15 protein-coding genes are annotated in these 16,053 nt (G+C 59.9%); 14 read left to right on the top strand and 1 reads right to left on the bottom strand.

The annotated features are described in order from the left end of the window. Nucleotides 1-2: 2 nt before the first annotated feature. The 14 genes from KJS47_RS18245 (at nucleotide 3) to KJS47_RS18180 (ending at nucleotide 15,480) form a co-directional block, all read left to right on the top strand. On the top strand, nucleotides 3-1,835 hold the full coding sequence (locus KJS47_RS18245; RefSeq protein ID WP_249716541.1) for an ABC transporter ATP-binding protein: 1,833 nt from the start codon (nucleotides 3-5) through the stop codon (nucleotides 1,833-1,835). A gap of 378 nt (nucleotides 1,836-2,213) precedes the next feature. Then, complete coding sequence (locus KJS47_RS18240) at nucleotides 2,214-2,747, top strand: YceI family protein (RefSeq protein ID WP_213526501.1); 534 nt, start codon at nucleotides 2,214-2,216, stop codon at nucleotides 2,745-2,747. 246 nt (nucleotides 2,748-2,993) lie between these two features. Further along, on the top strand, nucleotides 2,994-3,473 hold the full coding sequence (locus tag KJS47_RS18235; RefSeq protein ID WP_213526500.1) for a DUF6530 family protein: 480 nt from the start codon (nucleotides 2,994-2,996) through the stop codon (nucleotides 3,471-3,473). Between the two features lie 96 nt (nucleotides 3,474-3,569). After that, on the top strand, nucleotides 3,570-4,724 hold the full coding sequence (locus KJS47_RS18230) for an AAA family ATPase (RefSeq protein WP_213526499.1): 1,155 nt from the start codon (nucleotides 3,570-3,572) through the stop codon (nucleotides 4,722-4,724). Next, complete coding sequence (locus KJS47_RS18225) at nucleotides 4,636-5,781, top strand: vWA domain-containing protein (RefSeq protein ID WP_249716528.1); 1,146 nt, start codon at nucleotides 4,636-4,638, stop codon at nucleotides 5,779-5,781. Before KJS47_RS18230 ends, KJS47_RS18225 begins: the two co-directional genes overlap by 89 nt. Nucleotides 5,782-5,829: 48 nt before the next feature. Further along, nucleotides 5,830-6,108: a GIY-YIG nuclease family protein gene (locus KJS47_RS18220; RefSeq protein WP_249716527.1), complete on the top strand. Its 279-nt coding sequence runs from the start codon at nucleotides 5,830-5,832 to the stop codon at nucleotides 6,106-6,108. Between the two features lie 270 nt (nucleotides 6,109-6,378). Further along, a complete protein-coding gene (locus KJS47_RS18215) occupies nucleotides 6,379-7,059 on the top strand; it encodes a response regulator transcription factor (protein ID WP_213526497.1) in 681 nt (226 codons plus the stop codon). After that, on the top strand, nucleotides 7,056-8,462 hold the full coding sequence (locus tag KJS47_RS18210; protein ID WP_213526496.1) for a sensor histidine kinase: 1,407 nt from the start codon (nucleotides 7,056-7,058) through the stop codon (nucleotides 8,460-8,462). The genes KJS47_RS18215 and KJS47_RS18210 overlap by 4 nt, the downstream gene beginning before the upstream one ends. A gap of 546 nt (nucleotides 8,463-9,008) precedes the next feature. Continuing rightward, nucleotides 9,009-9,449, top strand: a complete 441-nt coding sequence (locus KJS47_RS18205; protein ID WP_213526495.1) for a DUF1641 domain-containing protein — start codon at nucleotides 9,009-9,011, stop codon at nucleotides 9,447-9,449. Between the two features lie 39 nt (nucleotides 9,450-9,488). Beyond that, nucleotides 9,489-10,670, top strand: a complete 1,182-nt coding sequence (locus tag KJS47_RS18200) for an NAD(P)/FAD-dependent oxidoreductase (RefSeq protein WP_213526494.1) — start codon at nucleotides 9,489-9,491, stop codon at nucleotides 10,668-10,670. A gap of 206 nt (nucleotides 10,671-10,876) precedes the next feature. Continuing rightward, nucleotides 10,877-11,401 carry a DUF4275 family protein gene (locus KJS47_RS18195; RefSeq protein WP_249716526.1) on the top strand — a complete coding sequence of 175 codons (525 nt, stop codon included), beginning with the start codon at nucleotides 10,877-10,879 and terminating at the stop codon, nucleotides 11,399-11,401. Next, complete coding sequence (locus KJS47_RS18190; RefSeq protein ID WP_213526493.1) at nucleotides 11,359-11,676, top strand: hypothetical protein; 318 nt, start codon at nucleotides 11,359-11,361, stop codon at nucleotides 11,674-11,676. The genes KJS47_RS18195 and KJS47_RS18190 overlap by 43 nt, the downstream gene beginning before the upstream one ends. A gap of 193 nt (nucleotides 11,677-11,869) precedes the next feature. Beyond that, nucleotides 11,870-13,597: an ABC transporter ATP-binding protein gene (locus KJS47_RS18185; protein WP_213526492.1), complete on the top strand. Its 1,728-nt coding sequence runs from the start codon at nucleotides 11,870-11,872 to the stop codon at nucleotides 13,595-13,597. Then, nucleotides 13,594-15,480, top strand: coding sequence for an ABC transporter ATP-binding protein (locus KJS47_RS18180; protein WP_213526491.1), 1,887 nt, complete (start codon nucleotides 13,594-13,596; stop codon nucleotides 15,478-15,480). The genes KJS47_RS18185 and KJS47_RS18180 overlap by 4 nt, the downstream gene beginning before the upstream one ends. 144 nt (nucleotides 15,481-15,624) lie before the next feature. On the opposite strand, the gene KJS47_RS18175 is transcribed toward KJS47_RS18180, so the two are convergent. Continuing rightward, a complete protein-coding gene (locus KJS47_RS18175) occupies nucleotides 15,625-16,044 on the bottom strand; it encodes a universal stress protein (RefSeq protein WP_213526490.1) in 420 nt (139 codons plus the stop codon). Nucleotides 16,045-16,053 lie beyond the last annotated feature (9 nt).

The raw sequence follows: 16,053 nt of genomic DNA, 5'->3' as shown, positions 1-16,053 counted from the left end.
GCATGCCGGTGCCGCCTATCCCGGGCCGCCCCGGCGGCATGGGTCACCGCGGACGCGGAGGTCCCGTCGTCAAGCCCAAGCAGTTCAAGGAAACGATGAAGCGGCTCTGGCGCTATTTTGGACGGGAGCGCAAGCTGCTGACCTTCCTGTTCGTCGTCATCATCGTCGACGCCGCCATCCTGCTCGCCGGCCCTTATCTGATCGGCCGCGCGGTCGACGCGATGGCCGGGGGAGCGGGGGGCGTCGACTTTCGGCTGCTCGAGATCGCCATTCTTGCGCTGGCTGCCGCGTACGTGGCGGACGGGGCGCTTACCTTCCTGCAGGGCTGGATGATGGCCGGCGTCTCCCAGCGGATCGTCGCCGGGCTGCGGCGTCACCTGTACGAGAAGCTGCAGAAGCTGCCGGTATCCTACTTCGATACGCGCTCGCACGGCGAGGTGATGAGCCGGCTGACGAACGATATCGACAACGTCAGCAGCACCATCTCGCAGTCGACGACGCAGCTGATGGCCGGCGCCATCGCCATCGTGGGCTCTTTGGTCATGATGCTGGTGCTCAGCCCGCTGCTGACGCTGGCCAGTCTCATCACCGTGCCGCTGCTCGTCCTCCTGACCAGGACGATTACCAAGAAGACGAGCGTGCTGTTCAAGGAGCAGCAGAAGGAACTGGGCCGGCTCAACGGCCATATCGAGGAGACGATCTCGGGCATCCAGATCGTCAAGGCGTTCAATCACGAGGACAAGGCGATCGCCGAGTTCGAGGAGGTCAACGCTCGGCTGTGCGAGGTCGGACTCAAGGCCCAGATCCGCTCGGGCTTCATGATGCCGCTCATGAACGTCATCAACAACATCGGCTTCGCGGCGGTCGCGATTGTGGGCGGCGTGCTCGCCATCAACGAGCTGATCACGGTCGGGATCATTGCGAGCTTCCTGAGCTACTCTCGGCAGTTCGGCCGCCCGCTCAACGAGCTGGCGAACATCTATAACCTGCTCCAATCCGGGGTGGCCGGAGCCGAGCGCGTCTTCGAGGTGCTCGACGAGAAAGAAGAGCCGGACGATAGGCCGGGCGCGGTAGAGCTGAAGAATCCGAAGGGGCATGTCGTCTTCGAGAACGTCAGCTTCGGCTACCGGACGGACGTCCCGATTCTGAGCGGGATCAGCTTTTCCGCCGAGCCCGGCAGCAGCACGGCGCTGGTTGGCCCGACGGGGGCGGGCAAGACGACGATCGTCAACCTCCTTACCCGGTTCTACGATGTCACCGAGGGCACGATCTATATCGACGGCCGGGACATCCGCGACTATACCCGGGACAGCCTGCGCCGGTGCTTCGGCATCGTTCTGCAGGACACGTATCTGTTCTCCGGCACGATCAAGGAGAACATCAAGTACGGCAAGCCCGACGCGACGGATGCGGAGGTCGAAGCGGCGGCCGCGATGGCGAACGCCGACGTGTTCATCAAGCGGCTTCCGGCCGGCTACGAGACGATGCTCTCGGAGAACGGCGGCAACCTGAGTCAGGGTCAGCGGCAGCTTCTGGCCATCGCGCGCGTCATGCTCGCGAAGCCGGCGATTCTCATCCTCGACGAAGCGACGAGCAGCATCGACACCCGGACGGAGCTGCATATCCAGGATGCGCTGCTGACCGTAATGGAGGGCCGGACCTCCTTCATCATCGCCCACCGGCTTAACACGATCCGGGACGCGGATACGATCATGGTTATTGACCGCGGACGGATTATCGAGCACGGAGCCCACAGCCCGCTCATCGAGCAGCAGGGCGTCTACTATCGCATGTTCTGGGGACAGTTCAAAAACCTCGAGCCTGCGCTGGATTGACCTTCGGCGCGTCGACAATGTCGGACGGCTCGCCCACTTGGCCAGTCCTTGCTTTGCCATCCTCGCTCTCGCCCATCCGATTCGCCGCGGTCCTTGGAGGCCGCCAGCCCGCTTTCCTTGCCCTGCGCAGGAGAGCGGGCTTTTTTGTGTTGGATAGAGCGGATGGCGGAGTGGGGCCGGGCCGGCCAACGGGATCATAAAAACGGGTTGCGGGCGGCTAGGGGGCATGCGGAAGACGCGGTATTCGGGGAAGGTGCAAAAGAACACAAATAATGGTTGACAAAACCAAGTTAAGTGGCATACAATCAGTTACGTGATATAAAATAATAAGTGAATGATAAATAGTAAGCATATAAAAAACTATGGGAGGTTTTTCTCATGAGCAAAACCAAATGGACGGTTGACCCGACACACAGCAGTATCGACTTCACGATCAAGCATATGATGATCGCCAAGGTGAAAGGAGCATTCCACACCTTCCGCGCGGACATCGAGGCCGACCCGGCCGACCTGACGACCGCCGACATCCAGTTCAGCGTCGATCTGAACAGCATTGACACGCGCAACAGCGACCGCGACAGCCATTTGCGCTCGGGCGATTTCTTCGACATCGAGAATCAACCGCAGATGACGTTCCGCTCGACCAGCATCGTCAAGACGGACGACGACGAGTACGCAGTGACCGGAGACCTGGCGCTGCACGGCGTAACCCGGTCCGAGACGTTCTCGGTTACGTTCGAGGGCGCGGGCAAGGATCCGTGGGGCAACGAAAAGGTCGGCTTCAGCGGCAGCGGCAAGATCAAGCGCAGCGACTACGGCCTCACCTACAATGCCGTCCTTGAAACGGGCGGCGTCCTGATCGGCGACGAAGTGAAATTCACGATCGAAGTGGAAGCATCCAAGCAAGCTTAAGCGTCCCTTCGTCTCGCGGCGGCAAGCCGCATGCACCAGCCTCTCGGCGAGAGGCTGGTTTTTTTTGTGCCGGCACTTCCGGCGGGGGAGGGGCCGATTCCTTCTGGTGAAGAATCAATAAACGTTCATGCCGGTTGACGAGTGAAGAAAAATCAGCTAGGATGTCTTTAGTAAATCAGTAATTTAGTAAATTAGTAAATCAGTAAATATGTGAATATAAATCCGAACAGGAAAGAGGAGATCTCTATGAAAATTCCAACTACCTTGAAGCATAAACCGGTTGTCGTATCGGAAAATTACGAGCAAATTGACGGAAGAATGGCCAATCATACGGATGCGAAAGGAATTTCGCTGGGATTGGCCCAATGGAACGACAGAGGCAAGGTCGATATTTCGGCCAAAGTATGGAGATACACGGGGGAAAAATGGTCTCGGCAGTCGGAGGAATTGCCCCTTCACCGCGTTCTGGATTTGACCATCCTGATCTGCCGCACGATGGAGCATTTTCGGGAAGCTTACCGGTACGAACACTTATACGATCCGCAGAAGCCGGTCATCGACCGGATCGGGCTGCAAGGGGATGCCATGACCGTGGCCATCTGCACGGACAACGAACGAATCAACGAAGACATCAAGCTGTTCAACCAATCGTTAAGCGATGACGGGGAAATGATCGGCGAGCGGCTGCGTACGTTGTCCAGGATCTTAAAGGAGATGGGGTATTAACGGCGTGCCGCGAGGAAGCGCATGGTTAAGCCCCTGCATGCAAACTTTGCCGGCAGTCGGGCGGCTTCCGGCCGCCAGTAGAAAGAGTGGATTCCCATGAGTAACCAAGAGTATCTCTTGTCCCCGGACAGACAATGGACGGACACAGAGGTAGAGCTTATCTGGAAGAAGCCGGCATCCCATACAGCCAGCGAGGAAGAAATCCGCATCTGCCAAGAAATCAAGCGCAACTGGAACCGCGGCGAAATGAAGATCGCCAATCTGTTGCTGGAAGGCGACGCGGGAAGCGGCAAAACCCAATTAGCCAAAGCGTTGTCGGCTAATTTCAGGCTGCCTTACACGAAAGTGACCTGTTTTGCCGATATGGACAAATCGGATATTATTGGTGCTATCTTGCCCGTCCTTTCCTCGGAACGACTGGAAAAGCTGGAGCTTGAGGACCGGGAAGCCTTGCAGGCTCTGTATGATAGCGATGGGTTTCAAAGCGCGGCTGAAGTGCTGATGAATGCGCTCGGCCTTTCGCAAGAGGAGGCGGCCGGTAAGCTGAGGCAACTTTTCAAGCAAGCCGCAGACGATCGGAATGGCGAATCGGTCGAATACCGGTTCTACCCTTCCGAGATTGTTAGAGCGTATCAACATGGCTATCTGCTGGAAATCCAGGAGCCGAATGTGATTCGCGACGCCGCCGTATTAATGGCACTGAACTCCGCTCTGGAACTGGACGGCAGCTTGAACCTTCCTACGGAAGTCATCCGCAGACATCCTGATTTCATTGCGGTCATTACGACGAACCGGAGCTATGCGGGGGCGAGGCCGCTTAACGAAGCGTTGCGTGACAGGGTACAGCATTCCGAGAAGATGGATTTGCCGGCCAAAGCGGTCATGATAGAGCGGGCGATGGCCAAAACCGGCTACCGGAACGAGGAGGTGCTGGACGTTCTTGCCCAAACGATTATCGTTCTGGACCAGACCGCCAGGGCCAACGCGATCAAAGGCATAGCAGGCATGCGTTCTTATTTCTACTGGGTGGACGCGGTTGCGGGAGGCGCTGCCGCGGCGGAATCCCTTTACTATAAAGTGATTTACAAGATGACAACCGACTCCGAGGAAATCAAACTGCTGGAGGACGCGCTCCGAGACCGTCGATTGCTGGAATCGCTGCATGAGATGGAGATCAAAAAAAAAACGAGTTCTAGACACGGCGGAGATGCGGGTTTGGGGAACGATCGACGATTTCGATTTTGCCTTTGACGATGGGGAAGAAGAAATGGGGATCGCGTTTAAGAAGTCTGCGGACAGCGACGAAAGCAGCTCCTTCAGAACCTCCGATTCCGACGAAATCGGCGGGACGGAAAGCCAGGATTTGGGGGAGAACGGTGCGCCCATGATCCATGAAGGAAATCCGGATCCCAAGCCGAACGAAGCGCAGCGGCAAGAACGGGATTTCCGCAAAAAGCTGAACCAAGAGGCCCGGGAGGCGGTCTCCCAGTCTCTTCACAAGGGCGTCAAGCTGATCGTTCACCGTCCGGAGTTTACGCCGGAACAGAAACAGGAATATAGCGTGATCAGCCAGGAGCTCATGCCGATCGTCCGGGAGATCGCAAGAAAGACGCTTCCGCTGCTGGAACACGACGAGGCTGCCGAATTTGCGAGAAATCATCTTTATGGAACCAAATTCCAAGTGGAATCCGTGGCCTATCGGGATTACAGGTATTTTGCCAAGAAGCGGCCGCCGACGGATTCCCCTTCCCTCGTTGTCGGACTGAGGATCGACGAATCTGCCTCGATGTCGGCCTTCGGAAGGCTTGCGGCGGCAAAGCGGGCCGCGGTTGCGGTCTACGAATTTTGCCAGCTTTGCCGGATTCCCGTCTTAATCTACGGCGATACGGCGGATGCCTCCAGATTGGAGCAAATGTCGATCTATGCCTATACCGATTATGAGAAAGCCGATCCGAACGACCGATTCAAACTCATGGGGCTCCGTCCCAGAAGCAACAATCGCGACGGGATGGTGCTCCGCATCATGGCGCAGCGGTTAGCCGCTTCGCCTCAGCGAACGAAACTGCTCATCAGCATGAGCGACGGGCAGCCGAAGGCCATGGACGATTATACCGGGAGTACTGCCGCGCAGGACATGCATGAGACCATTGCGGAATACGAAAGGAAAGGCGTCACCTGGCTAGCGGCCGCCATTGGCCAAGACAAAGAAGTCATCAGCCAGCTATATGGGAAAGAACGATTTTTGGATATGACCAATCTTCATGAGCTGCCCGGGAAGCTGGTTCGCATCATTTCCCGTTATTTGTAACGTTCTCCTCCAGACAGACTCATAGGAGAGAAGGGAGAGGACAGAGACATGGACAAGAGCAAGCGAAAAGAATATCCCAACTTAAAGAACAAATGGGTGACGCTGCAGGCGCAGCTCGATATGGGGCGCTTCGCGAACTTCGACCTGCAAAAAGATTGGAAGTCGCTTGGGCCGGATGCGTTCGCCTACGACGTGCTGGAGCAGAAGGAAGCAGACGAAGTGGCCGACCCGCGCTGGGAGCTTAAGCAAATGGAAAAGCGCTGGCTGGAAAAGCTGCAGCCTTACGGAGACCGTGGGTACAACAGACTCCGCCGGCACGGACGCTAGGGCAGCGGACCGGCCGTTCTGCGCTAATAGGTCTGACTGGCAGAACGCCCGCTGGCTTGCAGAGGAGCTTTCCGAGAAAGCTCCTCTTTGTGCTGGGACGCGAACGGGTTCACGACGATTAGATTTAAGTCGCCGTGAGGGGGTTCGGTTCCGGAGTACGTACTCCCCCGACCCGGGTCCGGTTTGTTTCCGCGCCCGGTTGGTCTACAATGGAGACGGACGCGGGGCCGGCGGTTCCCGCATCAGTCTCTATAGAAACGGAGCATCCTCATGAAGCAGAAGCACATTCTTTATATAGAAGACGACCAGGAGATCGGCAGCTGGGTGAAGGATTATTTGACGCAAAAAGGCTACGTCGTCCATTGGCGGACGAGCGGCGACGGCGCCGAGGAGCTCGCGGAGGGTGCCGACCTGGCAATCCTCGACGTGATGCTGCCCGGCATCGACGGGTTCACCGTCGGCCAGCGCCTCAAGAAGAAGGCGGCGGATCTGCCCGTCCTGATGCTGTCCGCGCGCTCGTCCGTCCACGACAAGCTGGACGGGCTGCAATTCGCCGACGATTATATGACCAAGCCGTTCCATCCGGAGGAGCTGGCGGCGCGGGTGGAGGTGCTGCTGCGGCGGTATGGACGGTCGGGCCAGCAGGAGATAACGCTCGGCCATCTGTCGGTCTACCCGGACGAGAACCGGCTTGTCGACAGCCGGACCGGAGAGGAGATCCTGCTGACCGGCAAGCAGCACCAGCTGTTCATGCTGTTCCTGCGCCATCCGAATCAAATCCTGACGAAGGAGCAGATTTACGAGACCGTCTGGGGGGAATCCTATCTACCCGGAGACAAAACGCTGAACGTGCACATCCGGTACCTCCGCGAAAAGATTGAAGCCGACCCCGGATCGCCCGCCATCCTCGAGACGATCCGGGGAATCGGCTATCGGGTGAAGCAAGGATGAGGCGCCCGCGGCTCCGGTTCCGTTTTCGGCTTCTCCGGTCGCTCCTTTCCAAATACGTCCTGATCATCCTGCTGGCGCTCGTCTTCCTTCCCGTAGCGATTCCGCTCGTCTCCTTCCTCTTCTTTTTTCCGTTCCAGGAGGAGCCGGCCGGTCCGTACCGCAGCGGCATCGATTTGGAGAACCAGTGGCATGCGGAGGTGAATCGGCTGGACGGAGCGAGCCCCGAACAGATGGGGGAGGCGCTTGCCCGGCTCCGTGAGGCCTATGCGGGCTCGTCCGTCTTTTGGGTGGACGGAACGGGGCGAACGCGTCTCGAGCTGCCCGAAGGACAGGGACTGCCTGACCTGTGGAGCACCTCGTACACCGTCCAATTTATGAAGGCGCGCTACGACGCCGATCCGTTCACGGTTGTCGCCTTCGTCGGCGGCGATCCGGCTCAGGGCTTCGCCGTGCTTCAGCTGCCAAGGGAGATTTTGAAGGGCGAGAGCGCCGAGCGGGACAAGGTATACGGCTCACGGATGACGATCGGCCTCCTGTCGGTGCTGGCGTTCTTCCTGTTCATCTCATGGTCGTTCTTCTACCGGATCCGCCGGCGCCTGCTGCGTCTGGAGGAAGCGATGACGAAGCCCGGCCCCAACGGACTGCCGGAGCCGGTCGCCGTCAAGCAGAGCGACGAGATCGGCAGCCTCGAGAACGCGTTCAACGCAATGCTCGGGCAGCTGGAGGAGAGCCGGGCACGCGAGCAGGAGGAGGAGAAGCTCCGCAACCAGCTGATCGCGAGTCTCTCCCACGACCTGCGGACGCCGCTTACGACGCTGCGCGGACACGCGTTCCGTTTGTCCCAGGAGCCCTTGACGGGACAGGGGAGCGAGCTGGTCGGCCACATCGACCGCAAGATCGACTACATGGAACGCCTCATCGAGAATCTGTTCTCGTATACGCTTCTGACGGCGGGCAAATATCCGTACCAGCCGCAGCAGGTGGAGCTCGTCCGGCTCGTGCGCACGCTCTTCGCCAATTGGTACCCTGTGTTCGAGCAGGAAGGCTTCGAGCAGGAGCTGGAGCTGCCGGATACGGCTGTCTACTGGCGGCTCGATCCGCACTGGCTGGAGCGCATTCTCGACAATTACTTCCAGAACATGCTGCGGCATGCCCGTTCGGGCCGGTACGTGGCCGTCCGGGTGACCGAGGACGAGCGGGGCCCCGCCCTCCGGCTCGAGGACCGGGGACCCGGCATGGGAGCCGACTCCGCCAGCAAGGGGGCGGGGATGGGGCTCGCGATCGCAGCCTTGATGGAGCGGGAGATGGGCCTCGTCCGGGAGGTCCGGACCGGCAGCGGCGGGACGGAGATCGTGCTGCGGCAGCCCTCGGCGGGCGATGCCGGGAAGGCCGGGAGCTACTGAGCCCGGCCACCGGGGAACGAAGAGCGGGTGCTCACCCACGGACGCCGGAGCCGTAGAGAGTGGAGCCGGATCGGGATCGCAGGAAACGAAAGAGGAAGCAGTCGCTTCGGCTCCCATCCCACGGAGAGAACCGTGCGCGCCGGATTCGTTTCCAGAATCCGGGTTCGTCTCTAAACCGGCCCTCTTCCCGCATGGAATAAAGGGAAAAAAAACGGGGAAAATCGAAAGAACGAAGGGGAATGGCAAGCTATCGCGGAGAAATGTCGAAAACCAATCGAATTTCCTCGGATCCGGCCTATTTTCGCTTTGAAGTTCTGGCGAGAAAGGACTATGATAGGGAGTATGAGTTCCGTTTGAATACCGGCTTGAACCCTAACCCGTTCAGTCCCCGGTCTGCCTATGTTAGTGAAATTTGTAACAATATCAGCGGGGGCCTAGCGTCTTCGCTAGGGCGGCGGGCTTCCGCGTCCGCTGCCGGCAAGCGCCAGAACAGGTTTGGCGATTCAGAAAAGGGACGGATTTTACAGCAAAGGAGGACGTTATACTATGTCAGCAACATCTTCGGACAATACCGTAAATGCCGTGCAAGAAACGAGTGCTTCCCAGGCGAAGCCGGATGTGCTCGACCAGCTGATGAAGCCCGAGGTGCAGGAGTCGCTAACCGTCTTGGTGGAGAACCTGCCCAAGCTGGCGGAGATGGTCACTCTGATGACCAAAGCCTACGACGTCGCTCAATCGGTCGCTAGCGACCGCGTTCTGATCGAGGATCTCAAAGGCGGCATGGACGAATTCGTGAAGCCGATCACGACCAAAGCGAAGTCGGTTGCTCAGGCGGCTATCGAGGCCGGAGAGCGCGCTCAAGCGGAGCCTGCCACGATCGGTCTGTTCGGCCTGCTCAAAATGCTGAAGGATCCGCAAGTCCAAAAGACGCTCCGGTATACGCAAGCGTTCCTGGATGTACTGGGCGAGAAGCAGCAGAACCGGTAGTCAGTTAAGAGATCTTAATACGAAGGACGGAGGATGAGCATGGCTAAGCAAATATTGATTTTAGGCGGCGGCTACGGCGGTTTGCTGAGCGCCCTGACCGCACGGCAGAACATGACGGCAGCGGAAGCCTCCATTACGGTTGTCAACCGCACGCCCACTCACCAGATCATTACCGAATTGCACCGTCTGGCTGCTGGCAGCCTGAACGAGAAGAACGTGGCACTGCCGCTTGACAAACTGCTCCGCGACAAGGACATCGAGCTGCGGATCGATACGGTTCAGGGCATCGAGCTCGAGAAGAAGCAGGTGCTGTTCACCGGCGGCGTCTCGCTGAGCTACGACGTTCTCGTCATCGCTCTCGGCAGCGAGACGGCTTTCTTTGGCATCCCTGGCTTGCAGGAGAACAGCTTCATCCTGAAGTCGGTCGACGATGCCAACCGGCTGCGCGCCCATGTTAGCGAGCGTCTCGACGCTTACGCGCAAACCAAGAACAAAGCCGACGCGACGATCGTCGTTGGCGGCGGCGGTCTGACCGGCATCGAGCTCGTCGGCGAATTCGCGGACAAACTCCCAGTGTTGTGCAGAGAAAAGGGCATCGATCCGAAGGACATCTCGCTCTACTGCGTAGAGGCGGGTCCGTCCATTCTGGCTGGCTTCGCGCCTGACCTCGTGGAGCGCGCGCAGACGAGCCTCGAGAAGCGCGGCGTCAACTTCCTGATCGGCGTGCCGATAACGGAAATGACCGAGACCACCGTCAAGCTGAAGGACGGCGGCTCCATCGATACGAATACGCTCGTCTGGACTGGCGGCGTGCAGGGCCACACGGTCGTGGCGAACTCGGGCGTGGAAGTCAACCGCGGCCGCGCGACGGTGAACGAATTCCTGCAATCGACCTCCCATCCGGACGTGTTCCTTGCCGGCGACAGCGCCGTCGTCATGCCTCCGGACGGCGGACGTCCGTATCCGCCGACCGCTCAGCTGGCTTGGCAGATGGGCGAGCTGATCGGCTACAACATCTTCGCTTCGTTCAAAGGCGCGCCAATGGAAACCTTCCAGCCGGTCTTCTCCGGTACGCTCGCCAGCCTGGGACGCAAGGACGCCATCGGTACGATCGGCGGCAACCAGACGAAGCTGAAGGGACTGCCGGCTTCCTTGATGAAGGAAGCGAGCAACGTCCGTTACCTGTCGCATATCCACGGTCTGTTCTCGCTCGTTTACTAAAACGGCGCGAACGGCTCTTACAAGACGTCCCTCGGGGCGTCTTTTTTTATGCTTTTCGGAGGAAGATGGGCAAGGAGTGTTTGGGACCGAGGAAAGGGGCACATAAGAAGAGGCAGCGAGCCGGTCGTTCGGTCGGTGTCCGGGCGCGGACGAAAAAAAATTTGTCGCTTGCTGTAACTATTCCCGGTCCCGGGTTGTCTATTAAAGTGAGCGGTTTCATGGACGGCCGCGTCACCTTGACCGAAGGAGCATGCCAGATGACCTTGATCGACAAGCTTAAGCACAAGCAGGCGGCCGTATGGGAACTGCCGGCCTGGGGAGAAGTGCTGCGCCAGCAGTGGGAATCCCAATTCGCCGCCGACCTTAGCCGGGCCGACAAGACGGCGATCGGCATGAATCAATATTTGTGGCACGCCTTCAGCTTCAACCGGCTTCCCTGTCTGCAGAGGGAGCGGGCCATTCAGGCGTTCCACCACCAATCCGAGAAGAATTGCTATGTCTTCTTCCAGCATTCGGACGATGCGCTGCTGCTGGAGGGAGCCGGCGATATAGCCGCCGAGGACTTCTCCCAGGAGGGGGATGTCTACGTCGTCGACCGCGAGTTCCGGTGGACGTTCGTCAAGACGCACGAGACGGAATGGTGCGGCCCGTATTTCCTGGCCGCCTCCGAGGCGATGGAGGGCGAGCAGTGGCAGGAGCGGAGCGAGATGCGCCTGTCGATGCCGGGCTAGCCCGGCGGGGCGCCGTTCGCCCGAGGCGCCACGCCGCCGGAAGCGCCACGCCGCCGGAAGCGCCACGCCGCCGGAAGCGCCACGCCGCCGGAAGCGCCACGCCGCCCGATGCTGGCGGCCGGACGTCCGCCAGCAAGAAGAGCCCGCAGCGGGAGCTGCGGGCTCTTCTTGCGCTTGCGGGCCCGGCGGGCGGCGGAAGCTGGAGCGGGCGGCCGAGCGAAGCGCTGGCGGCGTCAGGAGCCGCCGAGGGCGAGAGGGCGCCAAGCGAAGGCTGAGGCGGCGTGAGGGCCGCTGAGGGCGGGAGTGCGCCTGTCCCGTAAAGGCCACGCCGCCTCCTCCTTTCGCTGCCAAAGCTGTTCTTTTTACGACCCATGCGAATCCGTTTGACAACCTACGGAAGCCGCCATATACTTAAACTGCTTAACCATTTTGCCGCTAAGGTTTATTCTAGTGAACGGAGCTGAGGGAATGAAAAAGCTGTTCCGCTACTTGAAGCCGTATCGGTTTCCGATCGGCTTTGTACTTATCCTTATTTTTCTTCAATCGCTGTCCGACCTCTATCTGCCTACGCTGCTCGCGGACATTGTCGACCACGGCATCGTCCTGGGCGATACGCCTTATATCTGGCGGATCGGCGGGCTCATGCTGCTGGTAGCGGCGTTCGGAGCGATCTGTTCCGTGGCGGCCGGCTACTTATCCTCGCGCGTCTCCGCCGGCTTCGGCATGCGGCTGCGGGGCGAGATGTTCCGGCATGTGGAGAACTTCTCCCTGCAGGAATTCGACAAGATCGGAACCGCCTCTCTCATTACGCGGACGACGAACGACATCACGCAGGTGCAGCAGGTGCTGACGATGATGCTGCGGATGATGATCAGCGCGCCGATGCTCTGCATCGGGGGGATTCTGATGGCCGTCTCCAAGGACGCCAAGCTGTCCCTTATCTTCGTGGCGGTCATTCCGATTCTGGCGCTCGCCATCTTCACCATCGTCAGCCGAGGCATGCCGCTCTTCAAGGCGCTGCAAAAAAAGCTCGACCGGCTCAATCTGGTGCTGCGCGAGTCGCTGACCGGTATCCGGGTCGTCCGCTCGTTCAACCGCATCGAGCATGAGAAGCGGCGCTTCGGCGAGGCGAACCGCGACCTGACCGATACCGCGACCAAAGTCAACCGCATTATGGCGGCGATGATGCCGGTCATGATGCTGATTATGAACTTCAGCTCGATTGCGATTATCTGGTTCGGCAGCATCCGGATCGACAACAACCATATGCAGGTCGGCGACCTGATGGCGTTCTTGCAGTACGCGATGCAGATTCTGTTCTCGCTCATGATGGTCTCGATGATGTTCGTCATGATTCCGCGGGCGTCGGCGTCGGCCACTCGGATCAACGAAGTGCTGGACACCGTACCGGATATCAGCGACCCGGCGGAGCCCAAGCGGGGAGACGGCCGCCGCGGCTGGCTGGCGTTCGAGAACGTCACGTTCCATTATCCCGGTGCCGAGAAGCCTGCTCTTGAGCGCATCTCCTTCGAGGCGAGGCCCGGCGAGGTGACGGCGATCATCGGAGGGACCGGCTCCGGCAAGTCGACGCTGGTCAGTCTCATCCCGCGGTTCTACGACGTAACCGAGGGCAGCGTTCGCATCGACGGAGTCGACGTGCGGGAGCTGTCCCAGGCGGAACTGCGCGCCAAGATCGGCTATGTGCCGCAGCAGGCGGTGCTTTTCTCCGGCTCGATCGCCGAGAACATCCGGTACGGCAAGGAGGATGCGACCGACGAGGAAATTACGCACGCTGCCGAGGTGGCCCAGGCGGCAGACTTCATCTCCGAGATGAAGGACGGGTACGATTCGGTCATCGCCCAGGGCGGCACCAACGTCTCCGGCGGGCAGAAGCAGCGCCTCTCCATCGCCCGCGCGCTGGTCAGGCATCCGGAGATCTACGTGTTCGACGACAGCTTCTCGGCGCTTGACTTCAAGACGGATGCGAAGCTGCGCGCCGCGATGCGCCGGGAGACGACGGAGGCGACCGTGCTGATTGTCGCCCAGCGGGTCAGCACCGTCATGGACGCCGATCGCATCGTGGTCCTCGAGGACGGAGCGATTGCAGGGATGGGCACGCACCGGGAGCTCATGGAATCGAGCCAGGTTTACCGGGAAATCGTAGCTTCCCAGCTTGCGGAGGAGGAGATCGCATGAGCGAGGAGAAGAACAGACCCCGCGGCCGGGCCGGGGGCGGCCATCCGGGCGGACCTATGGGCGGAATGGGGATGCCGGTCCAAAAGGCCAAAGACTTCAAAGGCACATTCCGGCGGCTCGCCGGTTACCTGAAACCGCACAAAGGGGCGCTCCTGTTTGTGCTGGCAGCCGCCATTCTGAGTACGGTGTTCAGCATCGTCAGCCCCAAAATTATGGGCAAGGCGACGACCAAGCTGTTCGAAGGCTTGATGATGAAGATGAAGGGCGTGCCGGGGGCGGCGGTCGATTTCGGATATATCGGCGACATTTTGCTGCTGCTGGTGGGCTTGTACCTCGTCAGCTCGCTGTTCGCCTACATTCAGCAGTATGTCATGGCCGGCGTCGCGCAGCGGACGGTCTACGACCTGCGCCGGGAAGTGAACGAGAAGCTGGCGCGCCTGCCGCTCAAGTTCTTCGATTCGCGCACCCACGGCGAGATTCTGAGCCGCGCCGTCAACGACGTCGACAACATCAGCAGCACGCTGCAGCAGAGCCTGACGCAGCTTATCACCTCGGTTGTCACCTTGGTCGGCGTGATTGTCATGATGCTGACGATCAGCCCGCTTCTGACGCTCATCGTGTTCCTGACGCTGCCGCTCAGCGTGTTCGTGGCCAAGTCGGTCGCGACGCGGTCGCAAACTTTTTTCAAAGGCCAGCAGAAGTCGCTCGGCGAGCTGAACGGCCATGTCGAGGAGATGTATACGGGGCACCGGATCGTCAAAGCGTTCGGCCGGGAGGAGAAGTCGGTCGCCGCTTTCCACGAAATCAACGAGAAGCTGTACGAATCCGGCTGGAAAGCCCAGTTCGTCTCCGGCATCATCATGCCGCTCATGAGCTTCGTCAGCAACATCGGCTATGTCTTCGTCAGCGTCGTCGGCGGGATTCTCGTTACGAAGCGGTCCATCGAGATCGGCGATATCCAGGCGTTCATCCAGTATACCCGGCAGTTCTCGATGCCGATCACACAGCTGGCGAACATCGCCAACGTCATTCAGTCGACCATTGCCTCGGCTGAGCGCGTCTTCGAGCTGCTGGACGAACAGGAGGAGGTGCCGGAGACGGCCCGCTCCGCGGCCGGACAGCTGGGCAGACCGCGGGGGGACATCCGCTTCGAGCAAGTCGACTTCGGCTACAAAGAGGACGCTCCGCTGCTGAAGGATCTGAACATCAACGTCTCAAGCGGCCAGACGGTTGCCATCGTCGGGCCGACAGGAGCCGGCAAGACGACGCTGATCAATCTGCTGATGCGCTTCTACGAGCTTGATGGCGGGCGGATCACGATCGACGGCACGAATATTACCGAGCTGAAGCGGGGCGAGCTGCGCAGCCTGTTCGGCATGGTGCTGCAGGACACCTGGCTGTTCAACGGCACGATCCGCGACAACATTGCCTACGGCCGCGAGGGAGCGACGGAGGAGGAGGTCGTGGAGGCGGCCCAGGCCGCGCATGCCGACCACTTCATCCGGACGCTGCCGGAAGGCTACGACACGGTGCTGAACGAGGACGCCTCGAACATTTCCCAGGGCCAGAAGCAGCTGCTGACCATTGCCCGGGCGATTCTGGCGGACCCCGCGATCCTCATCCTGGACGAGGCGACGAGCAGCGTGGATACGCGGACGGAGGTTTATATTCAGAGGGCGATGAACCAGCTGATGGAGGGGCGCACAAGCTTCGTCATCGCCCACCGCCTGTCGACGATTCGCGAAGCCGATCTAATCCTCGTCATGAATCACGGAACGGTGATCGAGAAGGGGACGCACGAGGAGCTGCTGGCGCAGGACGGGTTCTACGCCGATCTGTACAACAGCCAATTTGCCGGCGGTATGGTCCAAGACGCCGGATAAGGATGAGGGCAAGCCCGCCATGAGCGGCGCTTCTTACAGCAAAAAAACATCCCGTATCGGACGGCCGCAAGCCGTGCGATACGGGATGTTTTCGGTTTCGGGGGCAGCGGCGGACCTCGCAGTAAAAGAGGCTTCCCGGAAGAATTACTTCACGATAAGGACGGGGCAGTGGCTTTGCTGAGACACCTTGTGGCTGACGCTGCCGAGGAACAGCTCCGAGAAGAGGCCGAGCCCCCGGCTGCCCATGGCGATGAGCTCATAGCCGCCCTCCTTGGCGAACCGGCAGATCGTATAGGCCGGATCGCCGTGCTCCTTTTGCAGATCGAAAGCGACGGAGGTGCCCTCCAGCTGGCGGCGCGTGTCTTCCAGAATAGATGCGCTCTCCGCTTCGATAAGTGCGTCGAGATCGATCATGGCGGCTTCATTCACGCTGATGACCGGATGGACATAGAGAATGGTGAGTCGGGCGTCGCCGCCTTGATTTTCCGCGAGAGAGCGGGCAGCCTGCACCGCTTGGCGGGCGTGATCCGAGCCGTCGACCGGCACGAGAATGTGTTTGTACATCGTTACTCC

Origin of the sequence: Paenibacillus sp. J31TS4 (assembly GCF_018403265.1) — a bacterium.
GTDB lineage: Bacteria > Bacillota > Bacilli > Paenibacillales > NBRC-103111 > J31TS4.
This window is presented reverse-complemented; position numbering and strand designations above follow the sequence as displayed.

Coding starts and splice junctions, on each gene's coding strand:
- KJS47_RS18245 (WP_249716541.1), top strand. CDS start 3: ATGCCGGTGCCGCCTATCCCGGGCCGCCCCGGCGGCATGGGTCACCGC.
- KJS47_RS18240 (WP_213526501.1), top strand. CDS start 2,214: ATGAGCAAAACCAAATGGACGGTTGACCCGACACACAGCAGTATCGAC.
- KJS47_RS18235 (WP_213526500.1), top strand. CDS start 2,994: ATGAAAATTCCAACTACCTTGAAGCATAAACCGGTTGTCGTATCGGAA.
- KJS47_RS18230 (WP_213526499.1), top strand. CDS start 3,570: ATGAGTAACCAAGAGTATCTCTTGTCCCCGGACAGACAATGGACGGAC.
- KJS47_RS18225 (WP_249716528.1), top strand. CDS start 4,636: ATGAGATGGAGATCAAAAAAAAAACGAGTTCTAGACACGGCGGAGATG.
- KJS47_RS18220 (WP_249716527.1), top strand. CDS start 5,830: ATGGACAAGAGCAAGCGAAAAGAATATCCCAACTTAAAGAACAAATGG.
- KJS47_RS18215 (WP_213526497.1), top strand. CDS start 6,379: ATGAAGCAGAAGCACATTCTTTATATAGAAGACGACCAGGAGATCGGC.
- KJS47_RS18210 (WP_213526496.1), top strand. CDS start 7,056: ATGAGGCGCCCGCGGCTCCGGTTCCGTTTTCGGCTTCTCCGGTCGCTC.
- KJS47_RS18205 (WP_213526495.1), top strand. CDS start 9,009: ATGTCAGCAACATCTTCGGACAATACCGTAAATGCCGTGCAAGAAACG.
- KJS47_RS18200 (WP_213526494.1), top strand. CDS start 9,489: ATGGCTAAGCAAATATTGATTTTAGGCGGCGGCTACGGCGGTTTGCTG.
- KJS47_RS18185 (WP_213526492.1), top strand. CDS start 11,870: ATGAAAAAGCTGTTCCGCTACTTGAAGCCGTATCGGTTTCCGATCGGC.
- KJS47_RS18180 (WP_213526491.1), top strand. CDS start 13,594: ATGAGCGAGGAGAAGAACAGACCCCGCGGCCGGGCCGGGGGCGGCCAT.
- KJS47_RS18175 (WP_213526490.1), bottom strand. CDS start 16,044: ATGTACAAACACATTCTCGTGCCGGTCGACGGCTCGGATCACGCCCGC.